We start from the raw sequence: 16,598 nt of genomic DNA on the forward strand, positions 1-16,598 counted from the left end.
TAGTTTTATATCCGTGGATGCTTTGAAATATATTCTTGTCTGGGTTTACTTTTTTGTTTTTTCCTCACTCTATGCACAGAGAGCACTAGTGCAGGGTATTGTTTTTGATAAAGATACGAATCAAAGAATTGGTAAAGTTTTTGTTAAAAACGAACGGAGTAAAGAGAATGCTTATAATAATGCACGTGGGGAGTTTAACATGGAGGTATCATTAGGCGATTTGATCATCACATCGAAAGAAGGTTATTTTGCTGATACTATTCAATACAGCGGACAAAAAGTCTTAATGATGTACTTACACCGATCCTCTATTTATATTCCTGAGGTTAACGTTGTTGCCCGCCGATCGCCAGAAGAAGTCTTGCAGCAACGTAAAGACGATTTTAATAAAGCGTTTAAGTTGGCGGATCCAGGTTCCGTATTTAGTGTCGGGCCAACTGGAGCTGGACTTAGCATTGGCGCAATCTATAACATGCTTAGCAGAGAAGGAAAAAATGCCAGACGCTTAACACATATAATACAGCTTGAGTATGAGGATAATGTTATTGATTCGAAATTTACGCCAGATTTAGTAACGGGAGTTACGGGGTTGACAGGTGAACGTCTTTCTATTTTTATGCATAATTTTAGACCGACCTACTATTTTGCCGTGGCTGCATCACCCTATGAACTTTCTTCCTATATTCGAAGTAAATATGAAATATTTAAATTAAATCCTAACTTGCGCTTTTTACCGAAATTACCGGATATAGATTTAGATGTTAATTAATTTAAGGACATGATAGTGAATAAAATTAAGTTACTTGTAGTTGTTGCGGCATTGCTGGCAGGAAAGTTTGCTAGTGCTCAAGTTGACCTAAAAAAGCTTCGCGCGAAACCGGATACAGTTTTGGTGGACGAATCTAAATCGCCTGTAGCGAATATCAATCAAATACTTGTTCCGATCCCCAAACTAGGTTTAGAAGTAAATTACTGGAAACATTGGACAAAACTCGGGATGAACGCTAATCAGACGGCTTTCAGTGATAGCTGGAGCCAGGGAGGGGTTAGTTCTATAGCGGTATCTATATTAGCTAATCATAAATCGGAGTATACGAAGAATAAATTTTCGTATACGACAGAATTGGACTTGCAATATGGAAAAATACAAAATGATTTTTTAAATCATGATGTAAAAACCCTTTCAAAAAAGAATTTGGATCGTATGTATTGGGATCATAAAGTTTCCTATAAATTGTCTCCAAAATGGTCGTTATTTGCTTCTCTTGCCTTCGAAAGCCAGTTTGACAAAGGATATACTTATGCGAAAGATTCCTTAGGAAATGAGTACGTTAGTGGTACAAAATCAAACTTCTTCGCCCCAGCTCGTTTGACAGAATCTTTCGGTTTTGAGTTTATTCCTGATAAAACATTTTCTCTAAGTTTTGGTACGGGAACAGCGCGTCAGACATTCGTATTTGATAAGAATGTTGATGTAACGTTGTATGATATTGAAGAAGGAAAGACAATGAAGAATTTGCTCGCTTTTCAATTAAGAGCTAAATTGAATCGAGATCTTGCGAAGAATTTAAATATTAAATCTGAATATTTGTTAACTGCTGATTACGAAAAATTGGGCGATCCTTCACATCGTTTAGATTTGACTTTAGCAGCGAAAGTTACGAAGCTTGTTCAGGTATCTTTGGGCGGTGTAATGTTATACGATAGTGACTTTATCGATAAAGATCGCGGGAAAACAAAACCAGAACTTCAATTTAGTCAGTTTTTAGCCTTGGGACTAACCTACTCCTTGCCACAATAAATAGAATATTGAAAAGAATATATTTTTTTTTAATTATACCATTTTTCGTTGCTTGTGGAACGCCTAAAAATCGAATTTTGCAGGCAGGGAATATACCTGTTTTACGTTCAGATACCCTAAAAATAAGCATTGATTCACTACGGCCTCCCCCGCTGGCCGAAACGCTAATGGAAAATCAGTTGAGCGGAATTCCCTCTGTTTTAACAACAGAGGACCGGATACAGATGATGATGCGAAATGGAATTACCAAAAGTGCAGATTGGACGGAAGCGATTCATTATGATGTACGTAAGCCAAATTTTGTTATTATTCATCACACGGCTCAACAGAGTATTAATCAGACGATACGTACCTTTCAGTTAGAGCATACGAAGGTCTCAGCACACTATGTTATAGGCAAAGATGGTCAAATCGTACAAATGCTGAATGACTATCTCCGTTCTTGGCACGCGGGAAAATCGAAATGGGGAAATGTAACGGATATGAATTCAATATCACTCGGTATAGAGTTGGACAATAATGGAAAGGAAGCATTTCCAGACGTGCAAATAAATGCACTTTTAACCTTGTTGGACACTTTAAAAACAAAATATCAGATTCCTTTCACAAATTTTATTGGTCATGCTGATATAGCGCCCACACGCAAAGATGATCCGAGTGTTTTTTTTCCTTGGAAGAAACTTGCAGAACAAGGTTTTGGTGTTTGGTATGACGAATCGAATCTAGTTCCTGTTCCTGAAAATTTTAATTATGTAGATGCCCTGCGTATAATAGGGTATGATGTAAGTAATTTAAGGGCCACAATTATAGCCTTTAAGCGAAAGTTTATCGGCTTGGATGGTAACAGTGAGATGCTTACAGATTTTGATAAACGGGTGCTGTACAATTTATATCGTCGATATTTTTGATCTTCGAGATAACAATTGGAATAAAAAAGAGATTGATATCACAGTTATACAGCCTACCAAATTGAGCCATAGATAAGCCATAATATCCGTTTTCCAAATGATAAACACGACTATTTCGGATAGGATAGCTGCCCAAAAAACTGCTTTACCACCTATGCTCTTCAAGTAGAATGCTACAAGGAAAATTCCTAAAATAGTACCGTAGAATAAAGATCCCAATATGTTTACAGCCTCTAATAGGTTGCCTAATTGACTCGCAAATAGAGCAACAAGCAATGCAATTATACCCCATAAAAAAGTAAATACACGAGAAGCGTTCAAGTAGCCTCTATCTGAGCCCTTTTTATTGATAAAACGCTTATAGATATCGACTACAGTGGTCGATGCCAGTGAGTTGATCGCACTTGCCGTTGCGCCCATTGATGCTAAAAAAATGACAGCGATCAGTAAACCGATCAATCCAATAGGAAATGTGTTCGTAACAAAAGAAAGGAAGATATAGTTGTTGTCGTTGAGCTCAACTTGGGGATTATTTTTCTTTAGTAGAGATTCTAAATCTGCTCGTAGAGCTATGTCCTCTTGATTTTTACTTTTTAAAGCCTGTATTGCAGCTTCTTCTACTTGTGCATTTTTTTGTGCCTTAGCAGCAAGAAATTGTTTTATGTTTTCTCGTTTTGTCTCGTTTAGCGATTCGTGTTTTTGTATGATTTGGGCATAATCTGAAGCATATGCACTTTTTTCAATACGGTTTACTTCGACATTATTAAAGAATAAAGGAGGTGTATTGAATTGATAATAAGCAAACACCAATACCCCAATTAATAGAATACAAAATTGCATGGGTACTTTCAATAGTCCATTCATGAGAAGTCCCATACGGGAATCGCGAACCGACGATCCTGTTAGATATCGTCCAACTTGGCTTTGGTCAGTGCCGAAATAAGATAACTGTAAGAAAAAACCGCCTATTAAGCCTGTCCATACTGTGTATTGATTCTCCAGATCAAAAGTCCAATCTATTGCGTTTGTTTTACCTGTTTTTCCAGCAATATGCAGAGCATCTAGAAAACCGATATTGTCGGGAAGCAAATGCACTACCATTACTCCTGCTGTCAATAGTGCTCCGATAATGATAGCCATTTGTAAAAGCTGCGTATAAGAAACCGCTTTAGTACCACCCCATACAGTATAAAGAATAACTACGCTACCTATCATCAATGTCGTATAAGTGACATCTAAATGTAATATGCTCGATAATATGATAGAAGGTGCGAATATTGTGATGCCTGTAGAGATTCCCCGCTGTATAAGGAATAACGACGCTGTTAATACTCGCGTTTGTACATCGAATCGTTTTTCAAGAAATTCGTAAGCAGTATAGATACGTAGACGATGAAATATAGGTACAAATGTAATGCACAGGACGATCATGGCAAGAGGTAGTCCAAAATAGAACTGGGCAAAACTCATCCCTGAAGAGTAAGCTAGACCGGGTGCCGATAGAAAGGTTATAGCACTAGCTTGTGTAGCCATTACTGACAAGCCCACGTTATACCAAGGGAGTTGACGGTCGCCAACAATATAACCTTCTATATTTTTTATTCCCCTGCTCTTATACATGCCATAAGCGACAATAATAAGGAGAGTAAAAAAGAGTACTATCCAATCAATAGTACTCATGAAAAGATTTTAGTAAACCAATACATTAGCAAAATGCAGAGCCCCAGCCAAACACAAACGAATATGTAAAACTGCCGCCAACTTTTTACAAAGGGAGGTAATCCTCTATCTGTCATGGGGTTTATGTGGAAGAAATACGCTAATAAAGAAAATAGCGAAAACGAGTCCAATAACGATTCCTTTAATAAAACCAAGGAATGTACCAGAGGCAACAATTGAAATTAACGCGCCGAAGATAGTTCCTGCTAATATAATGATGCCTTTTGCATCCAATGTTTCATTTTTTTCTACTTGATTTTCCATTGTATCAACTTGTGCTTATTGTTCTTTTGCTAACAAATTTACAAATAATCTGTAAGCTCCGGGAATTCCTGCGGGTAATTGTCTGAAAAAAGATAGTGACGTATAGACAAATTTGCCTTTTCCTAATTTATTAACCAATAGTGAGCCATTATGTGCGGGTTCGTTTTTGTCATGCATAAGCAATGGAGTACGGTAACTAGAATCGATATGTTCCGCAAAATATAACCCACGTTCCTGTATCCAACCCTTAAAATCATTCGAAGTAATTTTATTCGGGTAATTTAACACAGGATCTGAAGGATCTATAAATTCTACAATGGCGTCTTCTTCTGTTACGCGGGATCTTGTGATTTGGAAAGGATATGGAGCAATATTCTCCGTTATAAGACGCGAGTTTACGTTATATTGCATGAGCAAAGTTCCACCATCTTTTACGTAATCAAAAACGATGGGTAATTTTTTTGCAATCCCTGGTTCAACGTTCAAAACACGAACACCGAATATGATAGCATCGTAGGAAGACAGTATATCACGGTTTAATTTGGTGATATCCAAGATATCTACGCCAATTCCAATATTTCGTAGGGATTCTGGAACTAAGTCCCCAGCCCCCATAATATAGCCAACTTTTTTTACAGGGTTTATTAACGTTAACGGTTCGAGTTTAACGTTTACGTCTGGAAACCAAGCTTGACGAGGAATATGTTCATAGCTAATTTCACGAATATCTTTCAAGGCTTTACCATTATAAATAAAACGCAATGAAGCGTCTTCGGTATTTCCAGGAAGATTACTTATTTGGATCGTTTTCGTAATGTTTGTTTGATTTTTTTCAAACGTTAAAGGTATTTTCTCTTCAGATACTGTCCATCCAGGCGATGAAATGTTAACGTCAATATTTGCAGTATTTAGATTCGTATCATTTCTTTCGAAGGTAATTGAAAGCGTTCTCTTCTGTCCTGTTTCTAAAAGTACGGATTTTGTTTCTACGCTAGCGGTAATGGAAGGGACAACTTCGATGTATTCATGTATTTCACCTCTTACGGGGTCAACATATCTGTACTGTATAGGAACCGAAATATTTATCGGAATACCTTGAAAGTCCAATACAACTTTTGCAGAAGGCATATCGGGATTGGTAGGAAAGCCGTAATATTTCTCTTCTACGTCGAATTTGCCTAGACTACTAGGCTTTTGTAACCAATAGGGCTGCGTACTGTTTACATTTGGTATAGTACCTTCAAAACGTTCAATTTCATTTGTTGGTAATGTCTTATTGATTCGTTGTTCATTGATTGTAAGTAATTGAACAGAAAGATCATTGTTTCTTTTAATAATTTCCGTTTGGAAAGGAATATTGCTATTCTCAGTGAAACGAGGTTGTAGGGAGATGCTCTCTATCTTTATTCCACTGCAAGCAAGAATAAGATTTTCAACTTCTTTGATTTTTTGCGTTTTCCAGTAGCCGTTATCTAGATTGTTTAACTCATTCCATATTTTTGCGAGCTGAGGAACCGCTGTTTCTGGTTTAGAGAAGTTGAAATTCGAAATGAGTTTCTTAATTTCGTTGTGCACGGATTGACTCTTTGGTACACGTTCCCAACTGATATCAAGTCCGTCGAAAAGATCTGTGGACGGTTTGCTTCCTGCTACAAACTCGAATGTTTCGATTGTTTTTCCGTTTGTGGCGGCTGTGCCAAAACCTTGGCTTTTGTGTTGCGAGCGACTTTTTGCAGAAATTTCTCCATAGGATAATCCCAGAACGGGATTGAAGGCACCAATATCTATTTTTAACTGATTCTTACTATCACCTTGCATTTGCATAAAGTTCGCAGTATTCCAAAGTAGGCGAGCCGTTTTCCAAGGTTTTACCTCTTTAAGTTGTTCCGGAAAAGCTTTAGGATCGGCAGCAGCATTAAAGGCTTCTCGTGCTAGTATTGCCGAAGCTTGATGATGACCATGTCCCCCCCTTTCATCTGGTGGAAATCGAGTAATGATTACATCGGGCTGCAGTTTACGAATAATCCAAACGGCTTCGCGAAGAACTTCCTGTTTTTTCCAAAAGGAAAAGGTCTCTTCGAAAGTTTTCGAAAATCCAAAGTCGAACGCAGAGGAAAAGTACTGTTCGCCTCCATCAATTTTCCGAGCTTGTAGAAGCTCTTGTGTTCGTATAAGACCAAGTTCAATTCCTTGTTCTGTACCTATTAAATTTTGCCCCCCATCACCGCGGGTAAGAGAAAGATAGGCTGTTCGTACTTTACGCTCTGAAGCGAGATAAGCAATCAGTTTTGTATTCTCATCATCTGGATGAGCTGCAAAATATAAAACAGATCCTAGTACGTTTAAACGTTCAATGTTTTGATAAATCTCAGATGCGTTTAGTGGCTGATATTGCGCACTCGAATACTTGATGAATACAGCCGCAACAGCAATGCAGATAAAATATCTTCTCATGGCTTCTAAAATAGAAAATATTTTGACGTAAGCAAGGTCTGATTGTTGTAAAATTTTTTCAATCAGCTCACGTTGAAAAGACTTTAGTTGAAATCGATCTGTTCGACTAACATTACTGTCATTGTATTAACGATTGTCGTCGTAGCGACCACAAGCCCATCTTCTTTTAACCCTGAAAAGCCGATGAGCGCTTTAAATTTAGTCGTCATTTTTTCATTCATCTTAGCACACAAAACACGGCGTGTGCCACTACTGTCCGTTCTTCCTCGCGAGCTATCCGAACAGTACAAACGTAAAAAATAGACCCACCACCAAGAAATTTTGACCCGATTTGACCTAAATTGACCCAATCTGACCTGTTTCCTACCAGAAAAAACCAAAAAGCCCCCATAACCGACACTTAGTCTGAACCAACCCGATATACATTTGTCCCAGCCGTATTACAGTCTATCCCAACCGCATGGTAGTTTATTGCAAATGAGAATCAGTGTATCACAAACGCAACTGCGTCTGTCGCAAACGAAGTCAAGTTTATCATCAGCTAGCATCTGACACCCCAACCGCATATCAATCTGTAGCAACCGCGATTGCGTTTTTCACAGACGAGAATCAGTTTACCGCAAACGCAACCAAGTCTACCGCAAACGCGTATCAATTTATGACAAACGAAGTTCGGATACGACAAACTTATATGAGTTTATGACAAATTTTTCATCATCTGCCCTTATTTCGGCTCTCTTCCATAGCCTTCAGAAGGTCCTCTTCGAGGTAAAAATCCGTCCCGTTCAAATGCATGGGATTGAACAATCCTGAGCAGACATTATCCTTATAGATGCTTAAACCTAAGGAATTAAAGGGTTTGAGTTTGAAGGTTTATTCCCTGTTGAGGAATAGTTTGTAATTACAATATCGGTTAAAGATTTTGTCATAAACTAAGCGTCGAATATGGCAGTCACGGGATTATTTGGATTGGCAGTATCTCCTAAAGGGTGTAAATCTTTAATTCGTTTTCTACAATCTGTCTTCACGTGTTATCATAAAGAATAAAAGGGATCAAATCGCCATTTGATCCCTTTTACCAACAATTAAAAATCTTTTTGTCTAAAACTTCCAATTCAACCCTGTGAATTTCGAAAAAACCAAACGGTAACAGTCGACAGTTTTAAAATAGTAACCTTTAGTATTATAAAAGTAGGATTTATTAACAGGAATTATCCATATTCGAAAGAAAAACTTTTCCACAACGAACAAGTTATAAACAACCGGGTCTTTTGTTTAGTCTTCCAGTAAGGTGTGTTTATTTATCAATAGATCCTAAGACGCGTTTCATGAAGCCGTTTAACGCATCTTTTTTTGAAGCACCTTCTTTAACTAATTTATCTACTTCTACCGCGCCATACATATTAGAGATCAGCTCGCCAATAACATCCAATTCCTCGTCCTTTAATGTCGATACCTCTGTTAAGGATTCAAGGGTCTCGATGGTCTCTAAGACAAAATCTACATCGTTTTGCTCAATGAACTCGAGCAAATGTTTAATTACTGGTAACTTCATTTAAAAGATCTATTAAACCGTCAATTTTATTTGTTTGCACTTGATTCACTAATTTTCCGTTTTTAAAAGCCGCAAATGTAGGCAAGTTATCTACATTGGCGAGTTTTCTCGAATCTGGAAATTTTTCAGCATCAACGATTACAAACGGTACCTGCTCTGTTTCCGATGCAAGTTTTTTAAATTTTGGTTTCATGATACGGCAGTTTCCACACCAAGAAGCTGAATATTGAACCAAAACGATATCATTGCTCTCAACAATTTGTTGTAGAGAATCATTTTCTAATTCTTGTAACATAAAGGATAAATGTTTTGAAGAAGGTGTCTAAATAGTGATTTCTTTTGGATTGAATAAGTCACTAAAGCTTTTGAAGAATCAATTTAGCGAATATTTAGACACCTTCTAGGATTAATATTTTAGTTGGCAGATAAATAAGAAGCAACCCCCTCGCGAGTCGCATTCATCGCATCTTTACCCTCTTCCCAGTTTGCTGGACATACCTCACCGTGTTTTTGAACGTGTGTATAAGCATCGATCAAACGAAGATATTCTTTTACGTTACGACCTAAAGGCATGTCATTTACAGATTCATGGAATACTTTTCCTGCTTCATCAATAAGGTATGTTGCGCGGTAACTAACAGCAGAACCTTCTACTAATGTACCATATTCAGGGTGTTCAATTTCTTTCATTTCCAAGATACCCAATACGCTAGAAAGATTGCGATTTGTATCTGCGATAAGTGGATATTCTACACCTTCAATACCACCATTATCTTTAGCTGTATTTAACCAAGCAAAGTGTACTTCCGCTGAGTCACATGAAGCACCAATAAGAATGGTATTTCTTTTTGCAAATTCTTCAGCTTGCTCTTGAAATGCATGTAACTCTGTAGGACAAACAAAAGTAAAATCTTTTGGATACCAAAAAAGCAACACTTTTTTGCCTTCAGCTTGTGCTTTTTCAAAAATGTTAACTGTGAAATTGTCTCCTAAATAATCAATAGCGTCGACCGTGATGTTTGGAAAATTTTTACCTGTAAAACTCATAATGATTCTTTCTTTTTGTTCCACAAAATTAAACTTTTTTTGCAGAGGAAAGAATCAAAAAACTTGATGATGTATTGGTAAAATCTATATATTGTTGTTGGTAGTTATAGATTTTGTTTATTTAATATTAAAGAATAAAAAAGCTATTTTTGCAATACAATGTTGATTCGCCTTGGCCCTGTAGTTCAACGGATAGAATAGATGTTTCCTAAACATTTGATAGCAGTTCGATTCTGCTTGGGGCTACCAAATAAAAAAGGAGTTGAATTTTCAACTCCTTTTTTAAATTTTATTTACCTGTTTCCAGCTTAGAAAATGCAGTCACATCAGTGATTCCCTCGAATTTTAATCCCCGAGTAGCAGTTGCTTTTTCGATATCGATTACGTAAACATACAATTCTCCATCAGTAGGATCTGTTAAGATGTAATATGCTGTGTTGCCATCTTTTTCTGTATAAACTTTGTTATTATATGACGATTGGTCATGATCTGGAGCTCCTGTAACTTCCGTAACCGTTTGGTTAGCAACATCTACGATAGCTAAGTTCACTTTTCCGCCTACAGTGCCACCTGTTTCATCGGTTTGGTATAGTGTCATTAAATATTTATCGCCAATTAAATGATTTCCGCGTGCAATTTTACCTTTACCTAATGCTTCTACATTGAAAAAATAAGACTCGTCAAATACATCAGTTCCCTTTTTTATTCTTAAAATGCCGGATTTGTTTTTAGATGCTAGACCAGCAGAAGTTGTTCCAGCAGTAAACCAAGTATAGGCATCGCCGTTATCGCTGACTCCTATTCCTTGATTACTACCCCAATTGCCAATATAACTTCCCCTGCTATCTTCAATTTTCTTTACAAGGTTTAGGGTTGGATAATCGAAAATTGCAATAGTAGCTTTATCCATCTCCAATATGTTTCCTCCCCAAGTATTGGTTCCGTCTACAATCTGATAAGGAACATAGATCTTATCCCCGACTTGGAACAATCCAGTCCAAACGGTCATGCGATCGGAACCGGCGATTTCTGTAGATAGGTTAATCGTGTTTGTGTTCGCAATAAGAAAATTTTCTGCATCGAAGTTTAGAAGAGTAGCAACAGGGTCATTGATGTTACGATTTGTGGACCCTAATATGATATTTTTGTCTCCGTAGTTTCCAAATATACCTATACGCATTGTATTGACTGTTTTCTTATCAAACTTGTTCAATTCTCCGAAGTTGTCAAAACCATAGGGTGTGATCGGTCCTTGCGTGCTATAGGCCATTCCAAAAACATAGTTGTTCTGTGCTTGAAAGTAATACTCATTGGTTGGAATACCGTTACCAATAATACTTAGGGTTCCTTTTGTAAGATCATCGGCATGTACGGCATATGTTCCTGTTCCGCCACCTTCGCTAGATGCCTCACTTTGTACCACAAATACGAAAGTAGATTCGGCTTCTGTAACCACAGTATTGTCTACTGCAGAATCTTTTTTACAGCCAAGTAAGCCAAGAGAGCAGGCACCAATAAAGAGACTTGTTTTTAACAAAGTGTTAATTTTCATGTGTTTGATTTTTATTTGTTTTTAATGAAATAACGTAGTTTGAGGTTAAAGCTTCGACTTGGCTTTTGTAATGCAAAGTTGTCGTAGCGGGTCACATCAGTAAAGTTTAGGCATTCAAAGGCGATATTATATTTACCCGATTTTAAGCTATAAACGATATTCAGATCGTGTGAGAGTTGTTCTGGTATAGTATTGCGTTTGCTAGGAGTTCCGTAGCTTGGCCAGTCTAAGAAAAATTCGTGAACGTACAGCAAATTGTAACCCAAGCTTAATACAGATCCCTCTTGTAAAACATTTTGAAAGTGAATGTTTGCATCAAAATTGCCGTATTGGTAGGGAATATTAGGAAGTTGATCTCCATAAATTGCACTTTCGTTTATTTTATTTGGTTCAACTTTTGTTTGATTGGTTAATCGTTGATAGGTCATATTTCCCCCAAGGGAAATCAAATTCTTGTAAAAGTAGCGAAAGTTGAAATCGAAACTATGGTTTAAGGCGCTTCTTAAATTTAAAAAATGAGATATCTGTCTGCCATTGGCATCTTCCGCTTCTACTACTGCGCGAATATAATCACTGGCATTACGGAAAATATAATTGGCATCAAGACTTGCCCTGTGTTGATCATTTAGTTTTACGAAGTAAGAGGCTCCAAAGTTAAAGTTATAGCTCTTTTCAGGTTTTAAATTTGCATTTCCCGACTGGTTTTCAAGATCTCCAAATAGTTCATTGTTCTCTGGAAGTCGGATAGCTCGTTCAAAAGATGTCTTTAATTGTAAATCTGATTGAAGGAAATAAGTCATAGCAATACCATAACCCATATAATCCATCTGCTTTTCTGCATGGTAGTAAATGCCATTGCTCACATCATGTGATATATTTTTTTGGTAATAGTGCTTAGCAAAAACATTTGTATTCCATTTTTCATTGAATGTATAGCGGTAACCTATACCTGTAATATGTTTACGCGTTTTCTTGGGTTGATTATTTTCTTCTGAATCGGGGTAAAATCGATCTTCTCCTTTTCGATCGAAGTTGCTAAACTGATGATTTAAAGCGAAGTTGTGTGATGAATTTAAATCATATGTGATGTTTGCAGAAAAAACAGCATTGTTATTTCGATATCGATAATCAGTGAGTGTCGATTCTCCTCCAGGAGCCGTCGGATTATTTGGATTTTTGTATTTCATTTCCCCTCGCCAATTAAATAGAGCAGGAATGGTGTCAAGGCTGCGTTCGCGTCCTAAGTTATAACGTCCAGCCATACTTACCGTAAGCCCTTCTGTAAATAAATTGCGTTTTAAATATTTGATGCTAGGTTGTATAATATTTCCGAGCGTCTCTCGTCCCCCGTATACATCTTGCATATTGTTACCCGTCTGTATTTCTTTTTGATTTTTTCCTAGGGTTATTCCTACAAGGAATTGATCGGCGTATTTTTTGTTGGATACACCAATATCAGTGACTAATGTTTCGTTATGGTACGTATTGTGGAACTGTCGAACACGTTGGTCATACTCATATTGTCCAGTTTGAAAGTCATGAACGTCTACATTTACCCAATAATTATTGTCCGAATAGTTTTGGAAAGCGCTTAATAAAAATGTAAAACCAGATTTATCTACGAATCCAGCATTCACCGTAGTTTTATGCGTGTTGAATGATCCGTATGAGTAAGATACATCCAGATATTTTCTAGCCTCGTTTTTCGTGACGATATTGATTGCACCACCGAGAGCATCACCTCCAAGCCATATCGGCACAACACCGCGATACACTTCTACCCTTTCTGCGAAATTAATAGGGATATTGTTGAGTTGAAATGATGAGCCAAAATTACTCATCGGCAGACCATCAATAAATAGTTTTACTTGATTTCCAGAAAAACCATTGAGAGATAGACTAATGTTAGAGCCTAATCCACCATTTTCTCGTATTCGGACGCCAGATACTCTATTTAAAGTTTGTCCGATATCCATGGTGGTGTTATAGAATTTTTTCGCATCAATAGCTGTCACATTGTAGGCTTGTCTATTAATTTCCTCAGCACGACTGCGGGCCACAATTTCCACTTGTTCTATCTCTTTTTTATTTTCCTCTAATACAAATGTTTGTGATTTTTTTGGTGGTTTTTCAGTAATAGAAATTTCTACAGATACAGATTTGTAGCCTATTGCTGATAGCGTAGCCGAATAATTTCCTGAGGGTATTTCTTTTATTTCGAAGTTGCCAAATTGATCGGATAATGTACTATAGTTTATCCCTTGTAGCTTGATAGAAACATGGGAGATCGCCTCCTGTCTTTCGTTTACGATTTTGCCCAGAAAGGAATTGGTAATTTGTGCAGCCCCCGAAATCCATAAGAAAGAAAGAAATAGGAATAGCGCAATATTCTTTTTCAACATTTTATTTAGATTAATTATACACAAGAATGTTGCTTATGTATCGATTAACCGAAGGTCGAAATGTCAAAAAATAATAAACTATTTTAGCTTATCCAGACGTAGAATGAAATCTGTTGATTGTGAAAGAATTATAGATTTTTTGATTTTTTTAGTGTTTATATCGTATGCCCAGATTACATGATTATTGTCTTTATCATCGATTCCCAGATAAATAACATTTTTCGTGACAAGTACATTCTCTTTTCTTGTGCCTTTATCGAGAGGAAGACTGATTTTCTCTAACATACCTGTTGCTAAATCAACAAGATAGTATTCAAATTGATGGGTAGAATGGTGATTTGAAAAATCGGTATATTTATCTTTGCGTTCACTTCTTATGATTGCTTTTTGCTCTCCTATGTACCAAAAACCGTAGGCGTGGTTTTTTATTTTTTCCGATATATTAAGCATATAATTGGTATCGACAGTATCGGAATTGTTTTTCTTCCTAAATATAGCTGTCGCTGCGTTAAGATTATTACCCAGTGCAATGCCTGGGCAACTCATAAAATATAGATCCCCATTTTCTGCTTTTCCTGAATAGGTTTGTACAGTATTTATGCCGCCGGGGTAGCTGGACCGATTATCTTTTTGGGTTTTCAATAAACGGAAATTCTTCATGTCTATTGTACTGAAATACATCGTATCCAACGTTGTGTAATCCCCATTGTCAAAATATTTGCTGTAGGAATATGCGAGCCATAATTTGTTTCCGACTAGGTCGGAAACACCAATGTTCAATATATTATAGTCTTTGATGGTGGATGGAATAGGGAGAATATGCTTTTCTAGAACAGCCATTTTTTTTGTGTCAATGACTTGAAGATATCCAGTACTTCCATTTTCGCGTTTCACTGAGAATAGAAGTAAAGTGTCCGAATGAGATACCCAATGGAAATTCTCAATATCACCAACATCTGCTAGTGATAGCGAATCTTTAGCAAAGAATCTATTATCGCTATCTAGTTCATAACGAATAAAATAATTGCTTCTGTAGTTCGGTATAAATAGTGAATTATTCTTTACGATGTATTCTCGATTGAAGTCCTCGGATGGAATAGCCGTTTTTTGTAAATTAGAAGAACTGTCTAACTGATCCAAGAGAAAAAAGCCACTTGGGTTGTTCTTATTTAAGATATAAACCGCATACTGTGGCGTATCGATCTTCTGCTGAGTATCGCGAGTTGAAGGCGCTGAACAAGATGAAAATAATAAGATTACGGAGTAAATGAAACAAGAAAAGAAGTACAGATGATCAAATCTATTAATAATCATATTTTTTACTAGCTGATTTGAAATTGTTTTTTCAGTTTGCGCTGTATGGCAGGGGGCAAGAATGCAAGCTCATTTTCTTTGAACACAATTAATTTATGTTCTGTTTGAGATTCAGAAAGTACGTATACCTGACCTTTTTTAAAATGGAAAATAGCTTTGGTCTTTTTGTCTTCAAGCGTAAAGTCCTGTTTTGGCTTAAACATGATATCGCCAGAAAGTGTGATGCTTTTATTTTTTAAACTAATCTGAGCTGAACTATTTTCACTTAAAAGTAAATCGAAGTTCTTTTTATGGAGCCAACCCAATGTTTCATGTGAATCATTTTTGTTAAAAAACTCTGTTTCAGACTGTTGGTTTATTGTAAATAGACTTTTTAATAGAAAAAATGCTATCAAGCATGCTGCAGAGGTGTATACTGGAAATAGAAATTTTCTCCAGTTTATTTTTGCTTTTGCTATTTCGGCTTTGGGTGATATATAATTCGATAAATCACTCCAAATTTCATTTTTTATATCTTGACTTGCATTTTCTGTAGGGAAATCGTCCCAGTTATCATTTTCCAGCCATTTTTGTACAGCCGCAATCTCTTGATCGTTACATAGGCCAAGTTCATATTTTTCTAGAAGAGCTTTGCTAATCTCCATGACGATTATTTTTTATTGCAGCTCCATTTATCACAAGCAGTACAATACTTTTCAAAAGTACAAATATATATTTCTTTTGTTTTCATTATTGAGGTCTTTTTAGCTATCTGTATTTCCAAAATGGGTACGCAAAGTAAGTAGAGCTTTACTAATATGGTATTCCACTGCTCGTTCGGATATCAGCAAAGTCTTCGCAATTTCTTTATTGCTTAGGCCCTCTTCTCTGCTCATTTTAAAAACATTTTTACATTGCTTAGGAAGAGATTCAATGATCCGTTGAAGTTTTAAGTTAAGTTCCTTTATTTGAATATGTTGATCTTCATAATCCGTGGCACTCCGGTCAAGGATGATATTGTGGTGTCTTTGCCGGGTTGCTTTATTCCTGATAAATTCCAACGCACGAAGTTTAACAGAACGTAACAAGTATCGATCTGCGTCCCGAATGGAGAGGCTTTCTCGTCTTTCCCATAGCGATTTAAAAACATCTTGAACAATTTCTTTGGAATCATCTTCGTTATCTGTCGTTTTCAAAGCGAAGACATACATGCGTTGCCAGTACTCCTGAAACAGTTGCTCGAATGTTTTTTCAGATATAGAAATAACGTTGGTATGTACTGGAGTTTCCAAATCATCGCAAATATACATTATTTAGAATAGTTATAAATAAAATAAGTAAACTTAAATGCTTTGGAGATCCTCACACGGTGTATTGACACAAAAGTAATCTTTTCGATGTGCTTGGATACGGCGACAAATAATTAGTCCTTTTTGCTGAAGATTACGGATATTTTTATAAATAGCGGCATAGCTAAAAACTTTTGTATTTGGATTGAGATGACTAAATATGTCATCGAAATTCATCCAAGAGCGCTCGATCGAAAGTAGATCGAGTATTGCAGATTCGGTTCTGTTCAGTGTGTTTTTTTCTTTCAACATTG

16 protein-coding genes and 1 tRNA gene are annotated in these 16,598 nt (G+C 36.7%); 4 read left to right on the forward strand and 13 right to left on the reverse strand.

The genetic code is table 11. The features are described from left to right. The first annotated feature begins 22 nt into the window (after positions 1-22). The 3 genes from ACSZOX_RS08495 to ACSZOX_RS08505 are packed head-to-tail and all read left to right on the forward strand — an operon-like array spanning position 23 to position 2,709. On the forward strand, positions 23-769 hold the full coding sequence (locus ACSZOX_RS08495) for a hypothetical protein (protein ID WP_437919442.1): 747 nt from the start codon (positions 23-25) through the stop codon (positions 767-769). A gap of 9 nt (positions 770-778) precedes the next feature. Further along, positions 779-1,801 (forward strand): DUF3078 domain-containing protein, encoded by a 1,023-nt coding sequence (locus ACSZOX_RS08500; protein ID WP_437919443.1) that lies wholly within the window; start codon positions 779-781, stop codon positions 1,799-1,801. 8 nt (positions 1,802-1,809) lie between these two features. Continuing rightward, positions 1,810-2,709, forward strand: coding sequence for an N-acetylmuramoyl-L-alanine amidase (locus ACSZOX_RS08505; RefSeq protein WP_437919445.1), 900 nt, complete (start codon positions 1,810-1,812; stop codon positions 2,707-2,709). Here the strand turns inward: ACSZOX_RS08505 and ACSZOX_RS08510 are convergent. From ACSZOX_RS08510 to ACSZOX_RS08540, 7 genes are all read right to left on the reverse strand, one after another. Next, positions 2,689-4,389 carry a sodium:solute symporter gene (locus ACSZOX_RS08510; protein WP_437919446.1) on the reverse strand — a complete coding sequence of 567 codons (1,701 nt, stop codon included), beginning with the start codon at positions 4,387-4,389 and terminating at the stop codon, positions 2,689-2,691. The genes ACSZOX_RS08505 and ACSZOX_RS08510 overlap by 21 nt on opposite strands. A 105-nt stretch (positions 4,390-4,494) precedes the next feature. After that, positions 4,495-4,692: a hypothetical protein gene (locus ACSZOX_RS08515; RefSeq protein WP_437919447.1), complete on the reverse strand. Its 198-nt coding sequence runs from the start codon at positions 4,690-4,692 to the stop codon at positions 4,495-4,497. A 15-nt stretch (positions 4,693-4,707) separates the two neighbouring features. After that, entirely contained in the window at positions 4,708-7,146 is a 2,439-nt protein-coding gene (locus tag ACSZOX_RS08520) for a PIG-L family deacetylase (protein ID WP_437919449.1), read from the reverse strand. An 83-nt stretch (positions 7,147-7,229) separates the two neighbouring features. Next, positions 7,230-7,355 carry a hypothetical protein gene (locus ACSZOX_RS08525; RefSeq protein WP_437919450.1) on the reverse strand — a complete coding sequence of 42 codons (126 nt, stop codon included), beginning with the start codon at positions 7,353-7,355 and terminating at the stop codon, positions 7,230-7,232. A 1,088-nt stretch (positions 7,356-8,443) separates the two neighbouring features. After that, positions 8,444-8,701, reverse strand: a complete 258-nt coding sequence (locus ACSZOX_RS08530; RefSeq protein WP_437919452.1) for a DUF6952 family protein — start codon at positions 8,699-8,701, stop codon at positions 8,444-8,446. After that, positions 8,682-8,996 carry a thioredoxin family protein gene (locus ACSZOX_RS08535; RefSeq protein ID WP_437919453.1) on the reverse strand — a complete coding sequence of 105 codons (315 nt, stop codon included), beginning with the start codon at positions 8,994-8,996 and terminating at the stop codon, positions 8,682-8,684. The genes ACSZOX_RS08530 and ACSZOX_RS08535 overlap by 20 nt, the downstream gene beginning before the upstream one ends. Before the next feature lie 119 nt (positions 8,997-9,115). Further along, positions 9,116-9,772 carry a peroxiredoxin gene (locus ACSZOX_RS08540; protein WP_437919454.1) on the reverse strand — a complete coding sequence of 219 codons (657 nt, stop codon included), beginning with the start codon at positions 9,770-9,772 and terminating at the stop codon, positions 9,116-9,118. 150 nt (positions 9,773-9,922) lie between these two features. On the opposite strand from ACSZOX_RS08540, the gene ACSZOX_RS08545 reads away from it, so the two are divergent. Continuing rightward, positions 9,923-9,997, forward strand: a tRNA-Arg gene (locus ACSZOX_RS08545). Between the two features lie 40 nt (positions 9,998-10,037). Here the strand turns inward: ACSZOX_RS08545 and ACSZOX_RS08550 are convergent. The 6 genes from ACSZOX_RS08550 to ACSZOX_RS08575 form a co-directional block, all read right to left on the reverse strand. Beyond that, positions 10,038-11,300, reverse strand: coding sequence for a DUF4374 domain-containing protein (locus tag ACSZOX_RS08550; protein WP_437919455.1), 1,263 nt, complete (start codon positions 11,298-11,300; stop codon positions 10,038-10,040). An 11-nt stretch (positions 11,301-11,311) separates the two neighbouring features. Then, the gene (locus tag ACSZOX_RS08555; RefSeq protein WP_437919456.1) at positions 11,312-13,702 is read right to left on the reverse strand and encodes a TonB-dependent receptor; all 2,391 of its coding nucleotides are present in this window, start codon (positions 13,700-13,702) and stop codon (positions 11,312-11,314) included. Positions 13,703-13,780: 78 nt separating this feature from the next. After that, complete coding sequence (locus ACSZOX_RS08560) at positions 13,781-15,016, reverse strand: hypothetical protein (protein ID WP_437919457.1); 1,236 nt, start codon at positions 15,014-15,016, stop codon at positions 13,781-13,783. 8 nt (positions 15,017-15,024) lie between these two features. Beyond that, the gene (locus ACSZOX_RS08565; protein ID WP_437919458.1) at positions 15,025-15,660 is read right to left on the reverse strand and encodes a hypothetical protein; all 636 of its coding nucleotides are present in this window, start codon (positions 15,658-15,660) and stop codon (positions 15,025-15,027) included. 99 nt (positions 15,661-15,759) lie between these two features. Next, a complete protein-coding gene (locus tag ACSZOX_RS08570) occupies positions 15,760-16,305 on the reverse strand; it encodes an RNA polymerase sigma-70 factor (RefSeq protein ID WP_437919459.1) in 546 nt (181 codons plus the stop codon). Positions 16,306-16,338: 33 nt separating this feature from the next. Then, positions 16,339-16,596 carry a hypothetical protein gene (locus tag ACSZOX_RS08575; RefSeq protein ID WP_437919461.1) on the reverse strand — a complete coding sequence of 86 codons (258 nt, stop codon included), beginning with the start codon at positions 16,594-16,596 and terminating at the stop codon, positions 16,339-16,341. Positions 16,597-16,598 lie beyond the last annotated feature (2 nt).

This window comes from Sphingobacterium sp. LRF_L2, from assembly GCF_965644235.1.
Lineage (GTDB): Bacteria > Bacteroidota > Bacteroidia > Sphingobacteriales > Sphingobacteriaceae > Sphingobacterium.

Excerpts from the sequence above, each read along its gene's own strand:
- ACSZOX_RS08500 (WP_437919443.1), top strand. The coding sequence starts at position 779 with ATGATAGTGAATAAAATTAAGTTACTTGTAGTTGTTGCGGCATTGCTG.
- ACSZOX_RS08510 (WP_437919446.1), bottom strand. The coding sequence starts at position 4,389 with ATGAGTACTATTGATTGGATAGTACTCTTTTTTACTCTCCTTATTATT.
- ACSZOX_RS08515 (WP_437919447.1), bottom strand. The coding sequence starts at position 4,692 with ATGGAAAATCAAGTAGAAAAAAATGAAACATTGGATGCAAAAGGCATC.
- ACSZOX_RS08520 (WP_437919449.1), bottom strand. The coding sequence starts at position 7,146 with ATGAGAAGATATTTTATCTGCATTGCTGTTGCGGCTGTATTCATCAAG.
- ACSZOX_RS08525 (WP_437919450.1), bottom strand. The coding sequence starts at position 7,355 with ATGACGACTAAATTTAAAGCGCTCATCGGCTTTTCAGGGTTAAAAGAA.
- ACSZOX_RS08530 (WP_437919452.1), bottom strand. The coding sequence starts at position 8,701 with ATGAAGTTACCAGTAATTAAACATTTGCTCGAGTTCATTGAGCAAAAC.
- ACSZOX_RS08535 (WP_437919453.1), bottom strand. The coding sequence starts at position 8,996 with ATGTTACAAGAATTAGAAAATGATTCTCTACAACAAATTGTTGAGAGC.
- ACSZOX_RS08550 (WP_437919455.1), bottom strand. The coding sequence starts at position 11,300 with ATGAAAATTAACACTTTGTTAAAAACAAGTCTCTTTATTGGTGCCTGC.
- ACSZOX_RS08555 (WP_437919456.1), bottom strand. The coding sequence starts at position 13,702 with ATGTTGAAAAAGAATATTGCGCTATTCCTATTTCTTTCTTTCTTATGG.
- ACSZOX_RS08560 (WP_437919457.1), bottom strand. The coding sequence starts at position 15,016 with ATGATTATTAATAGATTTGATCATCTGTACTTCTTTTCTTGTTTCATT.
- ACSZOX_RS08565 (WP_437919458.1), bottom strand. The coding sequence starts at position 15,660 with ATGGAGATTAGCAAAGCTCTTCTAGAAAAATATGAACTTGGCCTATGT.
- ACSZOX_RS08570 (WP_437919459.1), bottom strand. The coding sequence starts at position 16,305 with ATGTATATTTGCGATGATTTGGAAACTCCAGTACATACCAACGTTATT.
- ACSZOX_RS08575 (WP_437919461.1), bottom strand. The coding sequence starts at position 16,596 with ATGTTGAAAGAAAAAAACACACTGAACAGAACCGAATCTGCAATACTC.